The sequence below is a fragment of the Microbulbifer mixtoriginis (SeqCode) genome, assembly GCF_052467515.1.
Window position 1 is genome coordinate 3,481,368 of sequence record NZ_CP174314.1, and the last position, 26,236, is coordinate 3,507,603.

Sequence of the window (26,236 nt, forward strand, 5' to 3'; positions counted from 1 at the left end):
AATTGACCCGGCGATATCTCTCGCTGATAACAAAATAAAATCGGGGCAGTGCGGAACCCACACAAAAGTCAGAAAATTTCGTTAATACCGGTAATAAAACCACCACTAGAGCTCCTTACCGGAGCTATCCCTCGCATCCAGCTGTTTGCCATCAGGACCCCCGTCGCGGGTAGGGATCAGGGCGCGAACGGAATTTGAGGAGGTGTTGGCCGCATCCGGGTCGGTCAGGGTCTCAAGAAAACGCACGACCAGGTCGATCTCGGCATCGCTGAGATTATTACCGGCATCACCACCGGTGGTCGCAAGGATTGCCTGGGAGAGCGCAAGGCCATTGGGCGCCACCTTACTGGCACAATCTGTTAACCCAGAAAATTGTGACAAATCGCACATTTCGTTGTTGGTGTAATACCGGTTAACCGATGCCGCACGGTCGCGATAGTGTTCGACATTTCTGCGTAGCGTCTCAAATTGACCACTGTGCCCCCAAGGGCCAGTGAGCGCGACATTCAGTAATGTTGGGGGGCGGAAGGCACCAGCACCGTTCGCCCCCAGATCCGCGCCACTGCCATTCTCATCGGTGCCTATACCAATTTGTGGATAATTCGCAGGCCGTGGCCCTTCAGTGGTAAAAAATGCACCCGCATGGCAATTAGTACAGCCGGAATTCCCTGACATAAAAGTAATGGCACCGCGCTTTTCATCATTATCGAGCGCATTCAAGTCGCCATCTACATAGTCGAAGAAAGGGTTGTCGATAAAGAGCTGCACGGCTTCAAAAGCGGCTATAGCCTGCGCAATACGGCTGAAAGTAATCTGGTCGTCACCAAAAGCTGCGTTAAATAACCCACTCCAGGATTCCCGTCCCAGATTGGCCGCCACTATATCTTCACGGTAATCGGTGGTGCCGCTATCACTACTCGCATCGTAACCAAATTGAGTAACGTCACCCATTTCCGCAGGATTGGTTACGGGAAAATGCGCCTGCGCCATCATCAGGGCCAGTGTGCCAGTACCCACCGCCGCTTCGGTATTGAAGCTGACGTCCCGTGAGTCGGTGCGGATACCGCGATCGTTAAGTGCCACCCGGTTATCCCAAAAGAGCCCACTACCCCACAATGCCACATTACATATCGGCTGAGCGTTTCTGGGTACTATGGGTACCTCATTGATACCGTCAGAGCGGCCTGGGCCAACCAATGCAGGATCTAATGGATTCACACCCACGGGCATAGAGAGATTGTCACCGCCACAGCCGATAGCAGCGTGGTGACAGGAGGCACAGGCTACATCGCCATTGGCACTGAGGGATTGACTGTAGAACAAGCGCATACCCAGCTCGACCATGGCAGGGTCTTGTTCACTTCGCACCCTGGCAGCAAAAGCGCGCATATCTTCCAGATGCCCAGCCAGGTTGTTCGATTCCAGCATGGCCGCCAGGCAAGTATCCAGATCTTCATCTAATAAATTCAATGCACTGCGAACATTTTTACATTCACTAATGTTCACAAGGCGCTCGAGGACCGGTGTCGCAACCGCACCATTATTAAGGCCGCCATTCGTATTATTGATTAGTGTTTTCGCATTGACCCGGGCCGTTTCACTCTCGCTGTTCACATCGCCACTGGTCACTGAGTAGCTGTACTCGGTATTTATCGAAAGACCCTGGTCAACATAAAAATGATTATCTGTCTCGGCAATTTTTTCTCCGCCACGATAGATGGCATAGGTTGCCCCATCGCGCTGCCAGGAAAGGCCGATACTCGTTCCTGAAAAAGCATTGGCGATCAAGGCCTTCGGCGCAATGCCTTGCCCGGTCTCTGTGCCATTGCCTGCATCATCGTCATTATCTGTGTCGCCGTCATTACCCGTATCATCACCACCGGAGTTTGTATCGGTATTTCCCCCAGCGTCGGTGTCAGCTTCCACCGTTTCCGAGCCAGAGCTGTCATCGCCACCGGATGAACCGGAGCTGCAGCCCACTGCCAACAAAACAAGCGGCAGTAGCACTAATCGCAACAGTGCTGCGCATGATATCGGCAAATTATTGCTCTGGGTTTTCATAAATACAGCTCGACTCCGCCACTGAAAAATCGTTTTGAACAGCACTGGACAGACAATGGAGCTACTAGTGCCCCGCACGGCACCAAAAGCTAATATTTTGGAACTATCCAACATTTTTAAAGGTAGTTTTTTGGGGAGCAGAAAGAGTTGCCTGCCCTCACAATACTTTTCATGAAACCGAACTTTTTTGTCAATTTCATGGTATACCGAGGTAATGACCCTAAAGCTTTTACTTGGCAAATTCTGTTGAGAAAGTCGCAAAGCACTGATGCTGGTACAGTGATATTGGATACTGTGAATTGTCTCTGGGTTTAAAGAAATAGAGAAAACGGTATTGAGAAGGCTACAAGCTAAGTTTGCCCATACTGCGACCCAGCCTAAAAAAATAATTGCACAAATCGCAAAGATAAGTATGAGGGTATAAAAACTATACCCTCTGTACTTTTGACTTTTTTTAGCTATTCACTTGGCTATAAAACAAGATAAAGAGGGAATTACAAACTCTCCCCATTCCGATTTCTAGCATCCAGCTGTTTGCCATCCGGACCACCGTCTCGAGGGGGAATCAAAAATTGAATCTCATTAGAGCTACTATTGGCGGCGGCTGGGTCAGTGAGAGTGCCCAGAAAAATGACAACAAGGTCGATCTCATCATCAGTCAGGCGGTTGACACCACCACCACCATTCCTTGCAAGAATATCCTGGGACAGAACCAAACCATTAGGCGCTACTTTACTGGGGCAATCCTGTAAATCTGTAAACTGTTCAAGATCACACATTTCATTATTGGCAAAGTAACTGGCAATTGAGACACCCTGATCCCTGTAATGCTCGACATTTCTACGCAAGCTGCCAAACTGCCCGCTATGTCCCCAGGGGCCAGTAATCGCCACATTTAACAAAGTTGGGGCTCGGAATGCTCCAAAACCCAAAGACCCCTCACCACCCAAATCGGCTCCACTGCCACTCTCGTCAGTACCAATTCCAATCTGCGGATAGTTGGCAGCCATCAGCGCCTCGGAAGTAAAGAAGGCCCCCTTATGGCAGAAAGTACAGCCAGAATCTCTCGACATGAACGTGATAGCACCACGCTTCTCTTCGGCGCTAAGCGCTTGTAAATTGCCCTCGACATAGGCAAAAAATGAATTATTTATAAATATCTGCACCGCCTCATAAGCTGCAATAGCCTGGGCAATACGACTAAAGTTAATCTCAGGATCACCAAAAGCGGATGTAAATAGCGGCCCCCAAGCTTCGATATCCAGATTCGCCGCCAATATATCTTCGCGGTATGCAGTAAAGTTTTCGTCGACAGAATCATCGTAGCCAAAGTCGACGATATCCCCCATCTCAGGTGGTGCTGTAACAGGGAAGTGTGCCTGTGCCATCAGTAGTGCCTGGGAACCAGAACCTACCGCGGAGGAAGTATTTCGGGTAACGTCCGTTGAATCTGTGCGCAGCACACCATTAGGACTCAATGAAACCCGGTTGTCCCAAAACAGGCCACGAGACCAGAGCGAAGTGTTGCAGGTCGCTGGTGAATTCCGCGGCACTATCGGCACTTCATTAATACCGTCAGAGCGCCCCGGCCCTAGCAACGTACTATCTACCGCATTAATGCCAACCGGTATTGATAGATCATCCCCACCACAACCTATCGCCGGGTGGTGACAAGAAGAGCAGGAAGCATCTTGATTGGCACTCAGGGATTTATTGTGGAACAGGCGCATACCCAGCTCGACCATGGCTGGTTCCTGCTCGCTGCGAACACGCGCGGCAAAAGCACGTATATCCTCAACAAGAGAGGCCATGCGATTGAGCTCAAGCATGGCTGCCAGGCAGTTATCAAGATCTTCCTCGAGTAAATCCAGGGCGCTGGAGACATTTTTACACTCGGCAAAAGTGGATATACGCTCGTTTAAGACATCGTCTTCTGTGCCGTTATTTAGCCCTGTATTCGTATCATTTACCAATGTCTTAACAACAATCTGATCGGCCTCAGAGGCGCTGGCAGTATCGATTGTATTTAGCGAGTAGCTATACTCAGTCGCTACCGTGAGGTTTTTATCGACAAAAAAGTTATTACTGGTTTGCGCGACTCTTTCACCATTGCGATAAACAAAATAGGTCTCACCATCCCGCTCCCAAGCAAGGCCGATGCTGGTCCCGGAAAAGGCATGGCCAATCAATTTACCGGGCCCACTACCCCGCTCAGATTGCGGATCGGGGTCTGGGGCTGAGTCTGAGTCTGGGGCTGAGTCTGAGTCTGAGTCTGAGTCTGAGTCTGAGTCTGAGTCTGAGTCTGAGTCTGAGTCTGAGTCCGAATCACCCTCTACAGTATTCGGTGTCGAAGTATCATCATCACCTCCAGATGATCCTGAACTGCAAGCTGCCAAGGATATACAGAGTATTAAAAATAAATATCGCAATAGGACATTGGCAGACACCTTAAAATCCACTTTTTCAGTACGCATAAAATTTAACAGTCCTTTCCATTCACTTTCGTAAAGTTTTGGACTGTTAACGCAGTATCCAGGGATTTGGTTGACACCAATAAAAGGGAGATCAGAATAAAATGGAGAGGCTTTAAAGGAATTACGACCCTAAGGCCTACAGAAATGATAGGACAAGCCCGGATCTAAGCTAGCAAGTGGCTATGCAAATCATCCAGGCTGGATGAGTGATCAGCCGACTATACGGACGGGGCGTTCGGCGTTGCGGTAGCGCTCGGAGCGGCGGGTGCGGTCGTTAACACTGCCGGCCAGCTGGCCACAGGCTGCATCGATATCGTCGCCGCGGGTAGTACGCACGGTGACCGTATAACCCTTATCAAGCAGTATCTGCTGGAAGCGACGCAGTGCGTTATTGCTCACTCGCTGATAGTCGGACAGCTCAAACGGGTTAAAGGGAATCAGGTTAATTTTCACCGGAATCTCTTTCAGCAGCTCCGCCAATTGCTCAGCGTGCTCCGGGCGATCATTAACTTCGCGCATCAGCGTGTATTCAATGGTCATTTTACGGTGCGTATCCGGCATACGCTCGATATAGCGCTTAGCGGAATCCAACAACACCGCAATGGGGTATTTCTTATTGATCGGCACCAACTCGTTGCGCAATTCATCGTTGGGCGCGTGCAGGGAAATCGCCAGGCTCACATCGGTCACATCGGCTAGGCGGTCCAGTGCGGGCACCACACCGGAAGTTGACAGGGTGACGCGACGCTTGGAAATACCGTAGGCATTGTCTTCCATCATCAGGTTCATGGAATCGACCACATTGTCGAAATTGAGCAATGGCTCACCCATGCCCATCATCACCACGTTGGTGACTTTGCGCGGTCCTTTCGGGTCCAGCTGGCCGAAAGACTTACAGGCGATCCACACCTGCCCGATAATTTCTGCCGCGGTTAAATCGCGGTTAAAGCCCTGCTTGCCAGTTGCACAGAAACTGCAATCCAGGGAACAGCCCACCTGCGAGGAGACACACAGAGTGCCGCGATCGCCATCGGGGATATAAACCGTCTCGATAGCATTGCCACCGGAGACTTTAATTAGCCACTTGCGTGTGCCGTCGGCAGAATCCCACTGATTCAATACTTCCGGGGCACGGACTTCGGCCACTTCCGCCAGCTTTTGACGCAGGGCCTTGCTGACATTGGTCATCTCAGCAAAATCATCAACCCCATTCTGGTGAATCCACTTTAAAACCTGAACTGCGCGGAAGCGCTTCTCGCCCAATGATTCAAAAAAGGCGGCCAGCTTTTCTACTGAAAGGCCGAGCAGGTTGGTTTTCTCTGTGGTCATTCATTTCACCTCGGGGGAAGAATTGCACCGGTCCGGACAGACCGGTGCGATTTGTGGCGCTAATTAAGCGCGCGCGCAGATTTCGTCGTCGGCGAAGAAGTAGCTTACTTCGCGGGCAGCGGACTCTGCGGAGTCGGAACCGTGTACAGCGTTGGCGTCGATGCTGTCAGCGAAGTCAGCGCGGATGGTGCCAGCAGCCGCTTCTTTCGGGTTGGTAGCGCCCATCAGATCGCGGTTTGCCAGGATAGCGTTCTCGCCTTCCAGAACCTGTACAACAACCGGACCGGAAGTCATGAAGTCAACCAGGTCTTTGAAGAAAGGACGCTCTTTGTGCTCAGCGTAGAAACCTTCAGCCTTTTCACGGGACAGTTGAACCATTTTCATGGCAACGATGCTCAGGCCAGCTTTCTCAAAACGGCTCTCGATTTCACCGATTACATTCTTGGCTACTGCGTCCGGCTTGATGATGGAAAGGGTACGCTCCAGGGCCATGGTTATCTCCAAATTGATTTTTTGTAACTTAACTTACATATAGAAAGAGCAACCTACACAGTTGCTCTTCCCTAGTATTCCTTTCATACCCACCGGGGGTACTCAATTTTTGATCACCGCATTTCGCGGCCGGCGGATTATACGGGGTATTGATCGACTTTTGTACTCCAATACCAATACCCCCTTAAACCCATTCTGACTACTCGCGTTCCTCAATCCAGGCGGCCTGAATAGCCTCCAGAATCTTTTCACCACAACGGCCCGGCTCATCATCAAACTCAGGTAACGCCATCACCCAGTTGCGCAAGTCGACAAAATTGACGGTGAGCGGGTCCACATCTTCATGGGCTTCGCAGAGCTCAATAGCGATATCGTGAATATCGGTCCACTTCATTGTTTTGGCTTCCTCACTACCCGCGGTACTCAGTGCTTTTCCGATACCTGATTGATGGTGTATTTGGGAATTTCCACCACCAGATCTTCATCTTCAACGATCGCCTGACAGGACAGGCGCGACTCGGGCTCCAGGCCCCAAGCCTTGTCCAGCAGGTCTTCTTCCAGCTCATCGGGCTCCTCCAGGGAGTAGAAGCCTTCGCGCACAATCACATGGCAGGTAGTACAGGCACAGGCCTTCTCGCAGGCGTGCTCGATCTCGATATCGTTGGCCAGTGCCGCATCGATTACACTGACACCGCTCTCCGCTTCCACCACTTTACCTTCAGGGCACATTTCCGGGTGGGGTAAAAATACTATCTTCGGCATGGGTACTGACTCTCTATGGTCTCAATCCGACGGGGGCAAGCCCCGGCCGCAAGTTGTGCGGGCTAGGCGCCCACCGCTTATTTATCAAATTCATCCAGGCTGTGGCCGCGCATGGCGCGCTTGATAGAAGCATCCATACGTTTGGCCGCAAAGGGCTCTGACAGCTGGTTAAGGGTCTCCATACGCTGACGAATCTCATCGGCATCGCCCCCGTTATGGCCCAAGCGCAGAGCTTCCATTGCATGCTCCAACTCACTCAGCTCATGCTCTTCCAGCAGCTCGGCACCGTTTTCACGCAGGGCCATCAGCAAGCTCTCTAAAGTCCGCTCCGCCTCAACCTGCGCCTCGCGCAAAGCACGCAGGGCAATATCCTCGGCGGCGTGGGTATAGGATTCCTGCAGCATGCGCGCTATGTCCTTATCCTCCAGGCCGTAGGAAGGCTTCACTACGATATCTGCACTAACACCACTGCTCTTCTCCATGGCAGTCACCGATAGCAAGCCATCCGCATCCACCTGGAAGGTCACGCGAATATGAGCGGCACCCGCCACCATTGGAGGAATTCCGCGCAATTCGAAACGTGCCAGCGAGCGGCAGTCGCTAACCAGCTCTCGCTCACCCTGCACCACATGAATCGCCATGGCGGTCTGACCATCTTTGAAAGTGGTGAATTCCTGAGCTTTAGACACCGGAATGGTGGTATTGCGCGCAATCAACTTCTCGGTGAGTCCACCCATGGTCTCAATACCCAGAGACAACGGGATTACATCCAGCAGCAGCAGGTCGTCGTCGGATTTATTGCCCACCAACACATCGGCCTGCAGGGCGGCGCCAATGGCTACCACTTGATCCGGGTCGATTTCCGCATGGGGCGCACGGCCAAAATAGTCTTCGACCCGCTCACGCACCCGCAAAGTCCGAGTGGAACCACCCACCAGGACCACTTCCTGTACTTCATCCACACCGATATCGGCATCGCGCAGGGCGCGTTTACAGGCGCGCAGGGTCTTGTCGATCATGGGGTCCAGTAACGAGGCCATGGTCGCCCGGTCGAACACGCCACGCCAGTCCCCATGGTGTATTTCTACCTGCTCGGCACCACTCAGGGATTCCTTAGCAGCGCAGGCACTGTCCAGCAACAACCGCTGAGTCGACGCATCCAGATCGGTGCCCAAACCCGCTTGCTCGGCGATCCAGGCCGCAATAATGCGGTCGAAGTCATCGCCACCCAAGGCGGTATCACCACCGGTGGCCATTACCTCAAAAACACCGCGGGACAGCCGCAGGATTGAAATATCAAAGGTGCCGCCGCCCAGGTCATAGACAGCGATCACGCCCTCTTCCCCCCGATCGAGGCCATAGGCTACCGCCGCGGCAGTCGGCTCATTGAGCAGGCGCAGCACCTTCAGGCCGGCCAGCTTGGCCGCGTCCTTGGTCGCCTGGCGCTGGGCATCATCAAAATAGGCCGGCACGGTAATCACTGCGCCGTCGAGCTCGCCATCCACTTTGCCGTAGAGTGCATCGCGGCCACGCTGGGCCAGCTTCTTAAGGATTTCCGCAGACACCTGCACCGGGTTGACCGGGCCGGCGGCAGTTTCAATAGTGGGCATACCGCCATCGGTATCGGAAAAATGATAGGGCAGCTGCTCGCCCAGGCTTTTTACATCGGCGACCCCACGGCCCATCAAGCGCTTGATCGACAGCATGGTGTTGTAGGGATCAGCAGCAGCACGCAGACGCGCCTCGCTACCAACGGTAATACCGTCGCGGCTGTAGTGCACCGCCGAGGGCAGGATGACACTGCCATCCTCTGCCGCAATGGCCTCTGCCGAGCCGCTGCGCACCGTGGCCACCAGTGAGTTGGTGGTGCCCAAGTCGATGCCCACCGCGTATTTGCGCTGATGGGGGTCGGGACTCTGTCCCGGCTCGGAAATCTGCAGTAATGCCATTACTTATCTCTTCTATCAGCGGGATTGTTCGCGTTGGCACCGCCTGTGCCTGATCCCGGTTTATTTTCTGGTAGCGCTTGTTTAATCGCCGAACAGATCAGCTTCCAGCTCTTCCACTTGCGACTGCAGCTTGACCAGGAATTGCTGCTTGCGCAGGGCGTCTTCTGCTTCGCTAAACTTGCCCACGGCATAGGTCTCAGCAAATTGCCGCTGCGCACCGCGGTAGAGGCCATCCACCTCTTCGGCGAGTTCCTCCAGGGCAACAGTGGGATTTGCTTGCTCGCGCACTTCCTCCAGGCGCTCGCGCAGCACCATCTGCTGCATCAGGAACTCTGTATCGGCAGTAGTCTGCTCAGGTGGCACTTCCACCCCAGCCAACTTGAGCAGGTAAGCAGCGCGTTGCACCGGATCGCGAAGTACCGTGTGGGCTTCATTGATCTGCGCAGCCATTTGAATAGCGAGCAACTGTTCGCGCTCGGATTTGGAAGCGTATTTATCCGGGTGGAATTCCCGCTGTAATTCCCGATAGCGTGCGGACAGAGCACTGCGATCGAGTTCAAAGGCGGGGTCAAGCCCGAATATTTCAAAATGGGTCAGGTTGGTTGCCATCTCAGTTCACCTGCCGGCACTGGGCCTTAAAAACTGGGCGGCGGCGCCCCACCCGGCAACTGCCGGGCCAATAAAAAGGCCGGCATGCGCAGTGCATCCGGCCTCGCTGAAGCGGGCCACGCTCAGACGTGGAAACTCTCGCCGCAGCCACACTCGTTTTTGACGTTGGGGTTGGTGAAGGTGAAGCCTTCGTTGAGCCCTTCCTTAACGAAATCGAGCTGGGTACCGTCTAAGTAAACCAGACTCTTGGGGTCTACGATCAGCTTTACTCCATCCTGCTCGAATACCACGTCTTCGGCCTCTGCCGAATCGACAAACTCCAGTACATAGGCAAGGCCTGAACACCCGGCGGTCTTAACACCCACACGAATGCCGATTCCCTTACCGCGCTTGGCCAGCTGACTCTTGATATGAGCCTCAGCGGCCTCGGTCATAGTAATAGCCAAAACAATACCTTCACTGCTATTGGGCCCTGGGCCCGGTGGTTAACCTGCGGCGGATTCCGGCGCGTCAGCGGCTTCGGCAGACTCACCGCGCTTTTCACGGATGTTGCGCACCGCAGCCTTGATTGCATCTTCGGCCAGCACGGAACAGTGAATTTTCACCGGTGGCAGCGCCAGTTCCTCGGCGATAGCGGTATTTTTGATCTGCTCCGCCTCATCGATCGTCTTACCCTTCACCCACTCGGTGAGCAGGGAGCTGGAGGCGATAGCGGAACCGCAACCGTAGGTTTTGAACTTGGCGTCTTCAATCACACCCGCGTCGTTCACCTGGATCTGCAAGCGCATCACATCACCACAAGCGGGCGCACCCACCATACCGGTGCCTACATTGTCCGCCTTGTCGTCCATGCGCCCGACATTGCGGGGGTGTTCGTAGTGGTCAATTACTTTATCGCTATAGGCCATGACTTTTCTCCTAACTCTTGTGCGCGCTTAGTGAGCGGCCCATTCAATCTTGTTCAGGTCCACACCGTCTTTGTACATATCCCAAAGCGGCGACAATTCACGCAGTTTCTCCACTGCCTTGCGCACGGCGGCCGCGGCGGTGTCCACGTCCTGCTCGCTGGTGAAACGGCCGAAACTGAAACGCAGGGAGCTGTGCGCCAGCTCATCGTTTACACCCAGGGCGCGCAGCACGTAGCTGGGCTCGAGACTGGCGGAGGTACAGGCGGAACCGGAGGAAATTGCCAGGTCGCGCAGGGACATAATCAGGCTCTCGCCCTCTACAAAGGCAAAGCTCACGTTCAAGTTGCCCGGTACACGCTGTTCGGCGGAACCATTGATATGGACTTCTTCCATATCTTTGATCTGATCCCAGAAGCGGTTGCGCAGGGAAACCAGACGCTCGCCCTCTTGCACCATTTCCTCTTTGGCGATGCGGAAGGCTTCACCCATACCGACAATCTGGTGAGTCGGCAGAGTGCCGGAACGCATACCGCGCTCGTGGCCGCCACCGTGTATCTGCGCTTCCAGACGGACGCGGGGTTTGCGGCGTACATACAGTGCGCCGATACCTTTGGGGCCGTAGATTTTGTGGGCGGAGAAAGACATCAGATCGACCTTCATCTCCTGCAGGTCGATAGGCAGTTTGCCTGCGCTTTGCGCCGCGTCCACATGGAAAATAATTTTGCGGGAGCGACACAGCTCACCGATCGCGGCGATATCGTTAATTACACCGATTTCGTTGTTCACGTGCATCAGGCTTACCAGAATGGTGTCCTCACGCAGCGCTTCCTCAACCTGTTGCGGGGTCACGATGCCGTCTTCACGGGGGTTCAGATAGGTTACTTCGAAGCCTTCACGCTCCAGCTGGCGACAGGTGTCTAGTACCGCCTTGTGCTCAATTTTGGAGGTGATGATGTGCTTGCCGCGGCCCTGATAGAAGTGCGCCGCACCTTTGATCGCCAGGTTATCGGACTCGGTGGCACCACTGGTCCAGACGATCTCGCGGGGGTCAGCATTAATCAGCTCAGCCACCTGACGACGGGCATTTTCCACCGCCTCTTCGGCTTTCCAGCCGTACAGGTGAGACCGTGAAGCCGGGTTACCGAAGTTGCCTTCCATCGTCAGCTGCTCTGCCATCTTTGCAGCGACACGCGGGTCAACCGGACAGGTAGCTGAATAATCCAGGTAGATGGGAAGCTTCATAGTCATACCGTTTCCGCTCAATAATTCTCAAATATTCCGCTTTGGCCACAGTTGTGGCCGATATTTACAAGCCGCCGAGTACGGCGACCCGCTCTTCCGGCGCTTCGCGCATATCCTGGCGGCGTGCCACTTCCTGTACCTCGGCGCGAGACACCAAGTTGGCCAGGCTGATTCCGCTCAGGAAACCGTGAATCTGATCACTCAGGTCTGACCAGAGGTAATGGGTCAGACACTGTTCGCCATTGGCGCAATCGGCGTTGCCGCCACAGCTGGTGGCATCCACCGATTCATTGACTGCATCAATGATCTGAGCCACAAAAATCTCTTCGCCATCGCGGGCTAGACGATAACCACCGCCGGGGCCGCGCACACTGGACACCAGTCCGGATTGCCGCAGGCGGGAAAATAACTGTTCCAGATAGGACAGGGAGATGCCCTGCCGTTTGGAAATATCTGCCAAGCTGATCGGCCCACGCTCTGCATGCAACGCCAGATCCAGCATGGCGGTTACCGCATAGCGGCCTTTGGTTGTTAAACGCATACCAGCTCCCAACTGATGAACAGCCCTTTTCCGATCGGGGCGCGAGTATGAAATAACCCAGCACCTTAGTCAAGTATATAACCAAGCAAAGTACTCGGGTACTCAACTAGTCTGGGCGCCCCTTGCCACCAGAGCGGTGAATATAGTTCTGGATGGAGGTGAGCATGCCGCGCAGGATACCCAGCTCCATATCATCCGGGCGCACACGGCTGTACAGCCTGCGCAGTCGGGTCATAGTCTGGCGAGGGTTATCCGGATCGATAAAGCCCAGTTCACCTAAAGCTTGCTGGAGGTGCTCAAAATAGAGCTCCATATCGCTGGCTTTGGACGGTGGGCGATCCCAGTCTGCATAACTCACAGGCTCGCCTTTCTCTGCTTCCAGCGCCGCCATACGCACCTCATAAGAAAGCACCTGTACGGCGGTCGCCAGGTTTAGAGAGCTGTACTCGGGGTTGGCCGGAATATGCACATGGTAATTGCACGCCTGAAGCTCTTCATTGGTCAGGCCGCGGTCTTCACGACCAAACACCAGCGCCACCGGGTGGCTGGAGGCCTCGGCCACTGCGCGCTCACCGCACTGGCGCGGTGTCAGCAGAGGCCAGGGAATACGTCGCTCGCGGGCACTGGTGGCCACCACCAGGCCGCAATCTGCCACCGCCTCTTCCAGAGTGTCCACTACTACTGCACTGTCGAGCAGCTCCGCCGCACCGGCGGCGCGCCACACGGCATTGGCCGCAGGGAATTCCCGCGGTGCAACCAGATAGAGCTGGCTCAGGCCCATATTCTTCAGGGCGCGCGCCGCGCCGCCAATATTTCCTGGGTGGGCACTGTTAACCAGAACCACACGCACATTGTCGAGCGCACTGAGCGGAGTCGTGTCTAATGGGGACTTGGCCATACTGAAAGTAATAATTCGGTGTCATGGGGGCGCGCGAGTGTAGCAAAAAGGAGCGGGAATCCATACAATCGCGTCCGCTGCGGTTAACCCGCGGTCTGCTTTTTAACCACTTCAACCACTTAGTGCGGAATAGTTATGGAACCCATGCTAAATATTGCCCTGCGCGCGGCGCGCAAGGCCGGAGAATTGATCGAACGGGCCTGGGAGCGCGGCGACCTGATGAAATTCGAGGAGAAGGCGCGCAACGATTTCGTCACCGAAGTGGACAAGGCCAGCGAACAGGAGATTATTTATCACCTGCGCAAAGCCTACCCCAAGCACAGCATCCGCGCTGAAGAGAGCGGCCTGATCGAAGGCGCCGAGCCCGACTACGAGTGGATTATCGACCCTCTCGATGGCACCACCAACTTTATCCACGGCGTACCCCAGTTTGCGGTATCTATCGCCTGCCGCTACCGCGGCCGCATTGAGCACGCGGTGGTACTCGACCCGATTAAGCGCGAAGAATTCACCGCGAGCCGCGGTCGTGGCGCGGCCCTTAACGGCCGTCGCATCCGCGTTTCCCCCCGCCAGGGCCTGCGCGGCGCTCTAATTGGCACCGGCCTACCCTTCAATGGCCCCGCTCTGGAAAACATCGACCCCTACCTGGGCGCTTTGAAAGAGATCGCCGGGCAGACCGCCGGCATCCGCCGCCCCGGCGCCGCCGCACTGGACCTGGCCTATGTAGCGGCCGGGCGCTTCGACGGTTTCTGGGAGATGTATCTGAATACCTGGGATATTGCTGCAGGCTCGCTACTGGTCAAAGAGGCCGGCGGTTTAATCAGCGACTTCCGCGGTGGAGAGGACTACCTGGAATCCGGCAATCTGGTCTGTGCCACCCCCAAAGTCTTCAAGCCGCTGGTGCAGATCGTCGGTAAGCACCTGGGCTCCGTGCGCTAAGCTTTATTCGCTCACTGGCCCGGCGACTGCCGGGCCAGCTGTTACGGTGCCGCTAAACTGACCGACCGGCCCGCCCAAGGGTTTCCGCCAACACACGCGACAACTGCATAAAGTCAAACTCTGCCGGCAGTGCCGGATAGTTCTCCCCACTGGGTTTTTCACCAACCAGTACAAAGCGCATGGCTCTGGTGGCGATATCCTCCTGCAAAATAGAGATTAGGTCCGCAGCGGACATGCCCGGCACCTCACTGTGAAACAACAGTACATCGGGACGCTGCGTTCGCGCGATAAAAATTGCCTCCACCACATCGGTGGCAATCAGGCACTGAACCTGGGGACTCTCCTTCAGCATTTCCTTTAGCTGGTCGGCCGCAGCAGGGCGGTTATCCACAAGTAACACGCGCCCCTCCGGCAACTGCGGAGGCTCCTGTGGATGAGCAGAAAAGCTCATAAGGGCATCGGGCGCATCGATCATAGGGAATTCGATCCAGAAAACTGAGCCCTGCCCCTCCTGACTATCAAAGTCGATTCGCCCACCCATAGCCTCGGTGAGCCGCTTGGCAATTGCCAGACCCACGCCGGTCCCCTCTATATGACCCTTTTCCTCCCCCAAACGATTAAAAGGCTCGAACACCTCGCTGCGCCGATCCGGAGAAATGCCCTTACCGGTATCGAGAATACTCAAGCGCAGCCAGCCCTCTGCCTGGGGAGTGAAATTAATAATGACCCTGCCATTATCCCGGTTGTATTTCACTGCATTGCCGGCGAGGTTTAGAACCACCTGCTTGTAACGAACTGGGTCTGCGCAGATATAGGCGGATTCCCAGCCGAGAGGCTCGTAGACCAGACTGACCCGGCGGGTCTCCGCCAGTGGTTCCAGCAGGCGCTTACATTCGGCCACTAATTCCACCGGGCGCACCGACTCCATTGAGGGGCCAAGCCGCCGACTGTCGATACGGGCGAGCTCCAGCACATCCCCTACCAGGTGCAATAGGTGTTGACCCGCTCGGCGAATCTCCCCCAGCCGCTGGCGCTGGTCGGAGTTCAAGCTCTGATCCAATTCCACCATTTGGCTGTATCCCAAAATGGCGTTGAGAGGGGTCCGCAACTCGTGGCTCAGGCTGAATAAAAGATCGGCTCGATGGGCATTTTCCTCGCGTTGCTGGTGCAGCTCCCGCTCCAGCCGCGCCTGGCTCTCACGTCCAGCGCTAACATCCTGCAAAACCCCGAACACCCGCACCGGTTGACCGCGGCTGTCCAGTTGGGCCTTGCCGCGACAGCGAACCCAAACCAAGCTGCCATCGGAGCGCCACAGGCGGAATTCCACATCCAGGGGCAGCCGGTCGCGCACATGGTCCAACATCGATTGTTCCACCCTGGCTATATCCTCGGTGAGAATACGCGCTTTCCATTGCTCCGCAGCAGAGCGCCCAATACTGCGAATCGGGCTCACCTCGTAGCCAAGAATCCCCCAACAGGCGTCATCGAGTACCATTTCATCGGCGCGTAAATCCCATTCCCACAAACCATCTCCCACCCCGGACAACGCCTGCAGCGGTCGCTCACTGGGTAGATTGGTCAGATAGCGCTGCGAAAGTGCCTCGCTATAATCGGCACAAGTGCCAATCGCGATCACCTCGCTGCCATCGGCACTGGTCGTAGCCCGGCCACAAAAGCGCAGCCAGCGCATTTGTCCGGAGATGTCGTAGGCGCGAAAAGCGATGTCGAAGTAGCCACCCTCGCTGGCGATCCTTTTGCGTAACGCAAAAATGCGATGACGCTCATCAGAATGCACCGGATGCAACTCGGCGCCAGACCACAGACCCTGAAGGGCGCGATCAGCACTATCGGCAAACAAATGCCAGATATCCCCCTGAGCGCGCTGGGCGCCACTATTTAGGTGCCACTCCCACAGGCCGCAATCCACATCCATCATCAGCCCCTGCAGGCGACCGGTTTGGTGTGTGAGCTCCAGAACATCCAGAGAGTGCAACTCCTCTGGAGTTGCCAGCAGGAAAGGGAGATGGGGCGGAACGGGGTTCTGAAATTCGGACACGCTTAACTCGATTCGTTGGCATTGCTGGCAAAAAAAGGGGCATTTATACCTAGGCGCGAAAAGGGCGTCTATTTACCAAGCATTAGTGCCAATCAGAATTCCACACAGAGTCACAAAAATAAAATTTTTTTCGAGCGGGAGCGCTTGGAAAGAGGGATAGAAGAATAAAAAAGGCCCCGCAAAGCGGGGCCATAATCAGCGATGATGAGAGAAAACGGGGAGTTCCTCATTGGAAACGGTTTGCCATAACCCCATGCAAACTCCCCGAAGTACGGGTCATGCGTCCCGTACGCTTCTAATATTGCAATCGGTATGCCAACTTCTCGTAGGATTTTGCGGTGGCCGATCTCTTTTTTTTCCTGGCGACCAAGCAATATGAACCAACAAGTGCCAAAAAACCTAAATATCGCACCAAAAAGAGGCGCAACCTGCCAAGGCAGCAACCAGTAGAGGTCTGATGCAAATGCCTCTGAGGAATTCTATGCGCCACATGATTGGATGATCCAAAAACATCCCTTAGGTAGAAAAAACTACAACAATGCCAAAGGCCTTCAGTGGGACAACATTGTGATGGGACAACACCGCCACTCTCTGCTGATCGCCGCTAGTATGAACTTTGCTTTCGGCCTAATCCTCGGTCTGATTACCGGAGATATTGTCGCCATGTTTTTGCTGGCAGGTGTTTTGCGCATGGTAATCAATCACCATGCCGCCTTCGCTCTCAATTCAATGGGGCACCACTGGGGCAAAAGAAAATTCAGTGCGATATTGCGGCCCGGGACAACTCTGTTATCCATGCTTTTGCTTTTGGCGAGGGCTATCACAACTCCCATCACGCCTTTCCCGCGAAAGGGTCTCAGCTGGCTGGGCAGCACTTGGCAGTATGGATGACGGCAAAAAGCCCACAGCGCCTCCTCACAATAATTATCTATATTCTCTGTGTAGCGTCGTATTGGTAACTGGAAATTACCCCCAGAAATACACCGCCAAATAACATCATAGAAAAACTGCGCCACTAACTATACGGGGCTTCCCGAGGCCGTTTCACAAACAGGCTCGAATTATGAATACTGCTTCACCAACATCCACAACTAAGCGCAAATGCTTTTGGGTTCCCACAGTGCTGTTTGCCAGTACAGGTTTCCTGGCCCTGACCGCCGTGCCCATCTACGGGCTGATGGTTGGATATCACTGGTACCAGTGGCTCGCCTTCGCTCTATTAGCCGCCTTGTGCAGTCTCTCGGTAACAGCAGGCAATCACCGGCTCTGGTCCCACAGAAGCTATAAAGCCCACTGGTCTCTACGCCTGTTCTTTGCCTTGTTCAGCGCGGCTGCCTTACAAAACTCCACCCTGACCTGGAGCGCTGCGCACCGCTTGCACCACCGCCATATTGACGACAATGATCGCGACCCCTACTCAGCAATGCGCGGCTTCTGGTTTTCTCATATCGACTGGATGATGCACGAATATCCAAGCAGCCACTTGGATTATAAAAATGTCGGGGATCTAAAGCGCGACAAGATCGTGATGTGGCAACACAATCACTATATCCCCATCACCCTCAGTATGAACCTGGGCATTCCTTTAGCGCTTGGGCTTCTCACCGGCGATGTGATCGGCATGCTATTGCTCGCAGGAATACTCCGTATCGTAGTCAACCACCACACAACTTTTTTGGTCAACTCCCTAGCGCACATGTGGGGCAAACGCCCCTACAAAAACGATATCAGTGCGCGAGATAATATCTTCCTGAACCTGTTGGTTTTCGGTGAGGGATACCACAACTACCACCACGCCTTTCCTGCGGATTATCGCAATGGCGTTAACTGGTTTGCATACGACCCGACTAAATGGATGATCAAGCTGTTCAGCTGGGTCGGTATTACCAACGACCTAAAAACCCCCTCAGCGGTACAAATACAGAAAGCCAAACTGTCGGTGCAGTTCAGCCAGGCGGAGGAGAAGCTCGGAGGCAGCGCACACCGGGAGGACTGGTTAAAACTATTGGAGAACGAGGCCATACAATTCGCCAGGGCTCTGGAAAACTGGAAAAACCTGCAGTTACAGCGCGCCCAGTGCCGTGGGGATAAAATCGCGGAAAAGTGGCGTTCGCTAGCAATTCAAAACAAGGTTAAGGAGTTAGAGTTCGGCTTGAAAATGCAGAGCCGGCGTCTGAGCAGACTGATAAAGCAGTGCCAGACGGACTCAGCCACATCCTCCTAACAGTGCTGTGAAAATACTGGAAAGTGGCAATAGGCAACTGCCTTCGAGTGGGTTAAAGGGTTTTTTCCGCGGCGAATTCACGCATGGAATACGCCACCCGCTCGTCCACCCCTTTCTCGAGCATCTCTTCATCCAGCCCCTCAATAAAGCGCAGGCGCTGGCGCAGACCCACACCGTTAGCTACCTGAATTGCGAGACCGGGACGAGCATTGGCTTCGAGTAATAACGGACCGCGCTCGCGATCCAAAACGATATCGCAACCGAGATAGCCGAGACCGGTCATTTCATAACAGCTCGCCGCCAGACGCACCAGATCGTACCAACCAGGAACCTTCAGCTCACCGAAAGACATCTTGGTATCCGGGTGGTGCTGGATGCGTAGGCCGCGCTGTACAGCGTGGCAGCTCTTGCCTGTGGCCAGGTCGATACCCACTCCTACAGCGCCTTGGTGCAGATTGGCTTTACCATCGGAGCTATGGGTAGAACAGCGCAGCATTGCCATCACCGGAAAACCGCGAAACACAATCACGCGAATATCCGGTACTCCCTCAAAAGAGTAATCCTGAAACACCGGGTCGAAATCCACCAGAGCCTCCACCATTACCCGGTCAGGCTTGCCCCCGAGACTGTAGAGGCCACTGTGGATATTGTTAACGTGACGCAGAATATCCAGGGCTTCAACTTCAGAGCCGGAAATCTTCTTGTACTTATCCCCATCGCGACCGGCAATGACCAGAATACCTTTGCCACCCGAACCGCGTGCGGGCTTGATTACAAACTTCCACAAGGGATCGATCACTTCCATCACACGCTTGCGGCTGGCCGGGGTTTCAAAGGCCGCGATCAATTCCGGAACTGGTATGCCTGCGCGCTTGGCCGCTCGTTTAGTGTTCAGCTTGTCGTCGACAATTGGGAATTTTTCCCGATCGTTGTAGCGCGCAATGTAATTGATATTGCGTGCATTCATCCCGAGTATGCCCATCTCATTCAGGGCCATCGGCGAAACCATACCACCGCGAACCTTGTTGATGATGTGCTTGAATGAAAATTGAAGCATCGCAACCCCCTACTTGATCAGAGGCCGAAAACGCATCAGCTCGCTGAGGCGATAACCGGTGTAGTTACCCACAACCAGGATAAAGGCCAGCAGCACCAGCAGCAGCTCGGGGAAATTAAAGGTCCAGTGTTCCACATAGCGGTTAGTCATCACCCACCAGGCCAAAACAGCCACCAGCAGGCTGCCGCCGGCCTGTACAATTACCTCGTAGGGGCCATCCTCCTCCCAAACGATGGACATGCGCTCAATAGTCCAGGCCAAAATAATCATCGGGAAGAAGGTCACCGTCAGTGCCTGCTCAATTCCGAGCTTATAACTGACCACACTGATCACCCCCATAATGAGCACCACCGTGACTACCACGGCGGCGATCCTCGACACAAGGAGCAAATTGAGCCGACTCAAGTAGAAACGCACCCACAATCCGAGCACCAGGATCAATACAAAAATTGATAGCCCTGTGAGCAGCTGAGTTTCAATAAAGGCTATTGCCAGGAGTACCGGCATAAAGGTACCGGAAGTGCGCAAGCCGACAAAGATACGCAGCAGCACCACCACCAGGGCACCTACCGGCACCAGTAAAATCAATTTAAAGATGCTCTGTTGCTCGATGGGCAGGCTGTAGATGGAGAAATCCACCAGCGCCTCTTTTTCGCCCTTTGTGCTGCGCATGGAGACATCCCGTGCAGGCACGTCATTGGAAATGACCGAGAAAGTCACCTGCGAATTGCGGCCACCCTCCAGGTCCAGCAGACTCTTGCCACCGCGCTGCCAGATAAAGAAGTTTTCTGGAATTCCGGGCAAGCCGCTGCTTGGCTCGAAAACAATCCAGCGCTGACCATCGTAAACTTCGAGCAGATCCTCTGGAGCAAGGCGGCGACGGTCGTCCTCAAGGTAGAGGCCGCGGATGCGATGCGCGGGAATATCGGCGGTGGCCAGCATCAGCAGAGCGACATCCACCAGGGATTTATCGGTGTAGTGGCGGAAGACCAGGTTGCGATCCTGGTTACCATCGTCGTTCAGCTCAAACAGCAATTGAGTGGTGAAAGATTCCACGTCGGAGGAGCGCTCGCGGGCCTGCTTAACCAACGAATCAATCGCCAGGCGCACGGCTTCTTGCTCCCGTGCACCGAGGAAAGGTTTCTGTACCTGGGTGCTGAGATTCAAAGGCTGTTCGAGCGCCGCACCGGGAGTCTGATACACATCCAAGCGATAGAACAGGGACTGGGGTCCCTCGGCGGAGCGGCGCGTCCAAACTGCCCGATACTCATCATTTTCCCGGGCAATAAAAAAGCCAAAACCGGAGGAACTGAAAGTCTCGCCGAGGATTTCCATATTGCGTTGCTCACGGGGCAAAGTCAGCGCAGCTTTTACCGGGCCGCCCTCCGCATCGAAACCCACTTTGGCCTCAATGGTCCAGACAGTACGGTATTCACCCGGCAGCAGTGGAAAACCTAATTCGAAATGTTTGTAAGCGGTGAGACCCGCCCCGATCAATGCGAGCAATGCCGCAATAACATAAACTTGAACGCGCGGCGACATTCGCCCTTCCCCGTAACTCTAGGGTTCCAAAAGGAACCTAATCTTAATAAGCGGCCTATTTATTCCCGAACACCCGAGGCTGCCCTTGGATATTGCGCCGGCTCACATCGACAACCGCGGCATCTTTGAGGAAATTGCGTCCCAGCACCATCACAATATCGTTGCGGCCCTCATCCGTCAGACTGACTTCAACCATATGAGTAACCTCACCCACAGTGAGATTCATCTCCACTACCGGGCGACGCTGGCTCGGGAAACCAATACGGTTCGCACGGATATGGCGTTTGATGGGCAGTTCGATAGTAGAAGTTTCCGCCTTACCATCCACTTCCGGCAGTGCCAGCTGAATTCTGATCCAGTCCTCACCATCGCGCTCAAAGCGTGTCAGTGTCTGGGCACGCAGGGTGGTTGTCGGCGCACCGGTATCCACCACAGACTCAACAACCAGACCGGAGGGCTCGATAGAGATTTTCTCCACGGCTCCTAGTACCAGTTTGTCCTTGGCGACGGGCACTTCGACTACTTTTTCAAGGGTTCGTTCGATGACTTTTTCAACGACCCTGACCTCTGGCTCTGCGCAGATCACCTCCACAGGCTCTGGGCACTGGAGTATTTCGCCCTGAGATTGGCCCGATTGTGCAGTAGCGGGTTCTGCCCCTTGCTGGCTCTGTGCGGGGTACATCAGCGACTGACAGCCCAGCAATAACTGGACCGCGACCAATAACCACAGAAGGGAAAATTTCTGCATCCTAACGATTACCTCTAGCCCCATTAGCATTCCAATCCGACCGCACTGTCTTCGCAGCGTTCACGGTAGCAAGCGCAGAAATTCCTCCCAACGCAAGCAAAAGGCCGATATTAGCCTATGAAAGAGCTTGGTGAACAGGGATGTTCCTAGAGTCGAGCGATGCAAGCGCCACAATGTGACACGCGCCAGATCTTGAGAATTTGACGGCCAACCGTGAATCGTTATAGCTAACAAAGTAGATGAAAGCGAGGTGGGGCGCCCAGTGGACGCCAGAGAGGAGGACTCAGCCGCGCTGCAGGCGCTCGTCGATGCCCTTGAGAATCTTGATCAGAGGCTCAGCGCCTCCCCTCTCTTTGAAGAACTCTTCCGCGATTGGCGCTATGCCACACTGTTGCGGTAGCGGCATCTGCCCCTCAATTAGCTGGCGCATACGCGGCAAAAAGATGAATTGCAGCCACTGCGGCAGAGTCAGGGTATCTACACAGAAAGGTTCCCTGCTGGCTAAGGCTTCCGCTGTTGGGGCCTCCTCCTGCCACAGGGCCATGCGGCGCAACTCGGCTTCGAGCTGTAACAATTGATCGGCGACTTCAGAGTAAATAGCTTGCATAGATCCAATCCCTAAACCGCCCTGCCGGGCAGCTTGTAATCCCAGTGCCCCTGGCAGGAATTCCAAACCTGTAGACGAAAATGGGGCACACCAAAGAGTAAGAGGTTATTCGATATGGCGGTTAAAAGGCGGCAGTGAATTGAGAATCGCCTGGCCGTAGCGACGGCTCACTACACGGCGATCCAGCAGGGTGACTGTTCCACTATCCCCTTCCGCACGCAACAAACGACCGCAGGCCTGTACCAGTTTCAGGGCTGCATCCGGCACGGTGATCTGCATAAATGGATTGCCACCCTTGGCCTCAATCCATTCTGCCAAGGCCGCCTCAATTGGGTCATCGGGCACCGCGAAAGGCAACTTGGCAATCACCACATGCCTGCAGTAATCCCCAGGTAAATCCAGGCCCTCGGCAAAACTGGCAAGACCAAACAGCACACTGCTGCCACCACCATCGACGATTTCACGGTGTGAGTCGAGTAAATGCTGACGGGACTGTTGCCCTTGCATCAGGATACGGTTGCGCCAGGTACCGGGCAGTGCCTCGTAGACCGTCTCCATCTGGCGGCGAGAGGAGAAGAGTACCAGGGAGCCACCAGAGTCCTTGAGCAACTCCGGTAGAGCATCAATCACCGCATCGGTGTGCTGGTCCGCATTACCTGCATCCACGGCACAAGCGGGAACCTGCAGAGTGGCTCTGGAAAAATCAAAGGGACTGGGAACCACTTGGTAGCTGGCATTTTCCGGGGTACCGGCACGCATGCGCAGGCGGTCAAACTTGCCCAGTGCGGTGAGCGTCGCGGAGGTAAGCACCGCACCGTAGCAGCGCCGCCAAAGGCTGTAATCCAAAGTCTTGCCGGCCAGGATGGGCGAGCTGCACACCTCGAAATCGGTTGAACCACCCCAATCCACCAGAGTAACCCAGCGCGCCTGAGGCAGGGCGCCATCGGCATCTGCGCGGGCATAGTTGGCCCAGAGCAACAAATTGGCCTCGGCACGCCCATACCAGCTGCCTAGCTGAGGGTACCAACGCTCCAGATCTACAATAGGCACCGGAGAGTGAGCGTCCTCAAGCATACGCTGGGCCGTTTGCAACATTTTGCCGAACAGCCCCTCCAGCTCGTCAAAATCCTCGCGCAACTTTTCCGCCAGCTGCATCATGGAATCCGGCACCACTCCACCCTCGAAGCGGTGTCGAGTGGTATTACCCCTCTCATCCTCAAATTCGCACAATTCTTCAATCAGCGGCCACATTTGCTCCAAGCCCTGTTTGGCAGAGGTGAGCACCGCCGGTAGCTGCTCACCACAGCGATCCAGTTCGGCACCATCGCCGATCTCTCCCAACATCTGGCCAAGGGCCTTGTTGGCTTGGTCGAGCCAACCGGTGGAGGCGCCGACACGGCTGTGATGGGAGAAATGATTGAGGGCCTTGTCCGGCAGGTGATGGGCCTCGTCGAGCACGTAAATCGTCTCTTCTGGGGGAGGCAATATGGCACCGCCGCCCAGGGCCAGGTCCGCCAGTAACAAATCGTGATTGGCAACAATCACTTGGGTCTTGCCCAAGCTCTCGCGCGCGCGAAAGAAACTGCAATTGGTGACATGGGGGCAGCGACGGCCGCTGCACTGACGGTGATCTGTAGTGATCCGACCCCAGTCATCGGCCTCGATAGTTTCCGGCCAGTTGTCGCGGTCACCATCCCAACGGCCAGAGGTCAGACTGTCAGTCATCTTCTGGTAGAGGGCAACACTGTCCTCTCCCACCTGTGGCAGCTCGTCTTCATAGAGTCCCAGAGAGAGGCCGGTACCGCTGGCGGAAAAACTGGAGAGTAGTCGATCTAATTTTGACAGGCACAGGTAGCGACCGCGCCCCTTAGCCAGGGTGAACTCAAAGTTGAGGCCACTGTGACGCGCCACTTCGGGCAGGTCCTTGTGGATAATCTGTTCCTGCAAAGCAACTGTGGCGGTGGAAATCACCAGGGTTTTGTCCTGGGCCTGGGCCAGGGGAATGGCGGCAAGTAAGTAGGAGACCGTTTTACCGGTACCGGTACCGGCTTCCACCACACAGATATGCTCGCCATCTGTCTTACTATTGTCGCGCTCGCCACTGGCACTTTGCACAATCGAGCCCAGCGTGCGAGCAATGGCTGCCACCATCAGTTTTTGCCCATAACGGGCCTTGAGGCCACGGCTGGATAGGAATTGGCTGTAGGCAGCCTGGATGGCAGTTTTGTGTTTATCGTTGAGCACGGGGGAGAGTCTATTCGCTAGTGGGTGGCGCAGGGGGCGTTATTATCCACTAAGCGCCCCCTCCTCACCAGCACCGCAGAGGCTGAGTGCCCCTCTTACACTGATTCCAAAACAGTTATTCAAATGCGAGGCGTGAAACTACCGGATTGGCATAGGCCTGGATCGCCTTTTCCCGCCAACGCTCATCGACCTTGGCCATGCGCGCTTCAAACTTCTCACGGGTCTCCAGGTGTTCACTGGCATCCCAGGGCTTGTGCGGGTAACCCACCGGCAATCCGGACACCTCGCCGTAGATCATTTCGTAGGCGATCAGATTCGTGGGATGCAGGGTGTAATTGCCGACAATCTGGCGATCAATCTCTTCAGCGACGCTGTTAACGTCATTGAAATCCGCCTCGATCGGTGTACCAAACGCGGTGTGCACCCGCCCCTTGAAGCCGATCACACCCTTGCCGATGGAGGCCAGATCCTCGTTCTTGGCCTTCTTGTACTCGTCCTTGTGTTCGGTGATGTAGAGTTCCTTGGCTTTCTGGGCATCGCAGGGGTCCCACTCGTAGGAGATGGACAGGGGCACTATGTGCAACTTGCGCCAGAAATCCGCAAAGGGCATATCCCGATCTTTCGTCATGGCGAACATGGCCGCCAAGGCCGGATTAGTACGATCCATACCATCCTTCGCACGCCCGGAGCGCTGCGCTATCCACACATGCTCATTGTCATTCACGATGGAATGGTAGATGTAGTTAGACAGCATTGTCGCCGACTGCAGCTTTTCCCTGCGGGTGCCAGAACTGCGCTTAACGGTAAAGCACTTGTTGAGCTTCATAATATCGCCGGCAAACTGCTTGCCCAGCAGGTTATCGCCGATGGCGATTCGGGAGGTCTCATGCCCTTCCTTGTACATGGACACGATGGCAAAAGCCGGGTCCATGGCGATATCCCGGTGATTGCTTACAAAGAGACAGGCGCGGTCCCGCGGCAGGGTATCCAGCCCGGAAATCGTCAGCCCGGAGGTGGTGCGGCTCACCACCTTGTCGATGTATTTTTCTACAATCGCCTGTACACCACGTACATCGTTCACTTTGCGGAATTCAAAACGCAGGAACTGGCGTACCAGCCAGGCCAGGGGGCCTTCCAGGCGCGCCAGTTTGGGGATCAGGAAATGCGCTACAGCGTGGGACATTTCCGGATCGGCGATCAGCCTGTCCAATACAGCACGCACCTCATCGTCGCGATAAGGGCGCATATCCTCAAATTGAGCGGGGTCTAACTCACTTGCTCTCATGACATCACTACCTGCCGGACCGACTATCTACCCGTGGCCCGGGCTCATTTTATTGTACGGCCACAGGGTAGCCGGGATAAGAAATCGGCGCAGAACATACCGGAAGCCTCGCCGAACTGCTAGCACCTCACCCGACCAGATCGATGACCAAGGTGATGAAATAGCCGTTAGACGGGTCAGTCAGCAAAAAGGTCCTCCTGTCCCAATTGCTATTCAAAGTAGACTTCGCCGTCCCAAGCCGGGAGAATAGGAAGGTCAACCGCCGCCGA

At 55.0% G+C, this 26,236-nt stretch carries 23 protein-coding genes; 3 read left to right on the plus strand and 20 right to left on the minus strand.

Features of this window, described 5'->3' with window-relative positions; genetic code table 11:
• Window positions 1-105: 105 nt before the first annotated feature.
• The 13 genes from ACJJIT_RS15105 to trmJ all read right to left on the minus strand — a co-directional run bounded on the left by ACJJIT_RS15105 (window position 106) and on the right by trmJ (window position 13,265).
• A complete protein-coding gene (locus tag ACJJIT_RS15105; RefSeq protein WP_444898915.1) occupies window positions 106-2,061 on the minus strand; it encodes a cytochrome c peroxidase in 1,956 nt (651 codons plus the stop codon).
• Window positions 2,062-2,555: 494 nt separating this feature from the next.
• Window positions 2,556-4,535, minus strand: coding sequence for a cytochrome c peroxidase (locus tag ACJJIT_RS15110; protein ID WP_444898916.1), 1,980 nt, complete (start codon window positions 4,533-4,535; stop codon window positions 2,556-2,558).
• 210 nt (window positions 4,536-4,745) lie between these two features.
• On the minus strand, window positions 4,746-5,864 hold the full coding sequence (gene rlmN, locus ACJJIT_RS15115) for a 23S rRNA (adenine(2503)-C(2))-methyltransferase RlmN (protein ID WP_252084812.1): 1,119 nt from the start codon (window positions 5,862-5,864) through the stop codon (window positions 4,746-4,748).
• A 63-nt stretch (window positions 5,865-5,927) separates the two neighbouring features.
• Complete coding sequence (gene ndk, locus ACJJIT_RS15120) at window positions 5,928-6,356, minus strand: nucleoside-diphosphate kinase (protein WP_108731991.1); 429 nt, start codon at window positions 6,354-6,356, stop codon at window positions 5,928-5,930.
• A gap of 199 nt (window positions 6,357-6,555) precedes the next feature.
• A complete protein-coding gene (gene iscX / locus ACJJIT_RS15125) occupies window positions 6,556-6,750 on the minus strand; it encodes a Fe-S cluster assembly protein IscX (RefSeq protein WP_444885872.1) in 195 nt (64 codons plus the stop codon).
• Window positions 6,751-6,779: 29 nt separating this feature from the next.
• On the minus strand, window positions 6,780-7,118 hold the full coding sequence (gene fdx / locus ACJJIT_RS15130; protein ID WP_152451921.1) for an ISC system 2Fe-2S type ferredoxin: 339 nt from the start codon (window positions 7,116-7,118) through the stop codon (window positions 6,780-6,782).
• Window positions 7,119-7,195: 77 nt separating this feature from the next.
• Window positions 7,196-9,067, minus strand: coding sequence for a Fe-S protein assembly chaperone HscA (gene hscA, locus ACJJIT_RS15135; protein WP_444898917.1), 1,872 nt, complete (start codon window positions 9,065-9,067; stop codon window positions 7,196-7,198).
• Between the two features lie 81 nt (window positions 9,068-9,148).
• Complete coding sequence (gene hscB / locus ACJJIT_RS15140) at window positions 9,149-9,676, minus strand: Fe-S protein assembly co-chaperone HscB (RefSeq protein WP_444898918.1); 528 nt, start codon at window positions 9,674-9,676, stop codon at window positions 9,149-9,151.
• A 122-nt stretch (window positions 9,677-9,798) separates the two neighbouring features.
• Complete coding sequence (iscA, locus tag ACJJIT_RS15145; RefSeq protein WP_435583629.1) at window positions 9,799-10,110, minus strand: iron-sulfur cluster assembly protein IscA; 312 nt, start codon at window positions 10,108-10,110, stop codon at window positions 9,799-9,801.
• Between the two features lie 51 nt (window positions 10,111-10,161).
• Window positions 10,162-10,584: a Fe-S cluster assembly scaffold IscU gene (gene iscU / locus ACJJIT_RS15150; protein WP_252084807.1), complete on the minus strand. Its 423-nt coding sequence runs from the start codon at window positions 10,582-10,584 to the stop codon at window positions 10,162-10,164.
• A gap of 27 nt (window positions 10,585-10,611) precedes the next feature.
• The gene (locus ACJJIT_RS15155; protein WP_252085971.1) at window positions 10,612-11,826 is read right to left on the minus strand and encodes an IscS subfamily cysteine desulfurase; all 1,215 of its coding nucleotides are present in this window, start codon (window positions 11,824-11,826) and stop codon (window positions 10,612-10,614) included.
• Window positions 11,827-11,890: 64 nt separating this feature from the next.
• Window positions 11,891-12,367, minus strand: a complete 477-nt coding sequence (gene iscR, locus ACJJIT_RS15160) for a Fe-S cluster assembly transcriptional regulator IscR (protein WP_252084806.1) — start codon at window positions 12,365-12,367, stop codon at window positions 11,891-11,893.
• A 106-nt stretch (window positions 12,368-12,473) separates the two neighbouring features.
• Window positions 12,474-13,265 carry a tRNA (cytosine(32)/uridine(32)-2'-O)-methyltransferase TrmJ gene (trmJ, locus tag ACJJIT_RS15165; RefSeq protein WP_444885875.1) on the minus strand — a complete coding sequence of 264 codons (792 nt, stop codon included), beginning with the start codon at window positions 13,263-13,265 and terminating at the stop codon, window positions 12,474-12,476.
• 135 nt (window positions 13,266-13,400) lie between these two features.
• Between trmJ and ACJJIT_RS15170 the strand changes: the two genes are divergently transcribed.
• Complete coding sequence (locus ACJJIT_RS15170; RefSeq protein ID WP_252084804.1) at window positions 13,401-14,204, plus strand: inositol monophosphatase family protein; 804 nt, start codon at window positions 13,401-13,403, stop codon at window positions 14,202-14,204.
• Window positions 14,205-14,256: 52 nt separating this feature from the next.
• On the opposite strand, the gene ACJJIT_RS15175 is transcribed toward ACJJIT_RS15170, so the two are convergent.
• Window positions 14,257-16,260, minus strand: coding sequence for an ATP-binding protein (locus ACJJIT_RS15175; protein ID WP_444885876.1), 2,004 nt, complete (start codon window positions 16,258-16,260; stop codon window positions 14,257-14,259).
• A 567-nt stretch (window positions 16,261-16,827) separates the two neighbouring features.
• On the opposite strand from ACJJIT_RS15175, the gene ACJJIT_RS15180 reads away from it, so the two are divergent.
• Together ACJJIT_RS15180 and ACJJIT_RS15185 are read left to right on the plus strand one after the other, a co-directional pair.
• Window positions 16,828-17,151, plus strand: coding sequence for a hypothetical protein (locus ACJJIT_RS15180; protein ID WP_444898919.1), 324 nt, complete (start codon window positions 16,828-16,830; stop codon window positions 17,149-17,151).
• A 172-nt stretch (window positions 17,152-17,323) separates the two neighbouring features.
• On the plus strand, window positions 17,324-18,484 hold the full coding sequence (locus ACJJIT_RS15185; RefSeq protein WP_444898920.1) for an acyl-CoA desaturase: 1,161 nt from the start codon (window positions 17,324-17,326) through the stop codon (window positions 18,482-18,484).
• 52 nt (window positions 18,485-18,536) lie between these two features.
• Here the strand turns inward: ACJJIT_RS15185 and ACJJIT_RS15190 are convergent, their stop codons facing one another.
• The 6 genes from ACJJIT_RS15190 to ACJJIT_RS15215 form a co-directional block, all read right to left on the minus strand.
• On the minus strand, window positions 18,537-19,541 hold the full coding sequence (locus ACJJIT_RS15190) for an alpha-L-glutamate ligase-like protein (protein ID WP_252084800.1): 1,005 nt from the start codon (window positions 19,539-19,541) through the stop codon (window positions 18,537-18,539).
• Window positions 19,542-19,550: 9 nt separating this feature from the next.
• Entirely contained in the window at window positions 19,551-21,083 is a 1,533-nt protein-coding gene (locus tag ACJJIT_RS15195) for an inactive transglutaminase family protein (RefSeq protein WP_252084799.1), read from the minus strand.
• 55 nt (window positions 21,084-21,138) lie between these two features.
• Entirely contained in the window at window positions 21,139-21,831 is a 693-nt protein-coding gene (locus tag ACJJIT_RS15200; protein WP_252084798.1) for an ATP-dependent zinc protease family protein, read from the minus strand.
• Window positions 21,832-22,114: 283 nt separating this feature from the next.
• Complete coding sequence (locus ACJJIT_RS15205; protein WP_444885880.1) at window positions 22,115-22,438, minus strand: YqcC family protein; 324 nt, start codon at window positions 22,436-22,438, stop codon at window positions 22,115-22,117.
• A 105-nt stretch (window positions 22,439-22,543) separates the two neighbouring features.
• Window positions 22,544-24,682 carry an ATP-dependent DNA helicase DinG gene (gene dinG / locus ACJJIT_RS15210; RefSeq protein ID WP_444898921.1) on the minus strand — a complete coding sequence of 713 codons (2,139 nt, stop codon included), beginning with the start codon at window positions 24,680-24,682 and terminating at the stop codon, window positions 22,544-22,546.
• Between the two features lie 115 nt (window positions 24,683-24,797).
• Window positions 24,798-25,967 carry a 1-acyl-sn-glycerol-3-phosphate acyltransferase gene (locus ACJJIT_RS15215; RefSeq protein ID WP_252084795.1) on the minus strand — a complete coding sequence of 390 codons (1,170 nt, stop codon included), beginning with the start codon at window positions 25,965-25,967 and terminating at the stop codon, window positions 24,798-24,800.
• Window positions 25,968-26,236: the final 269 nt, after the last annotated feature.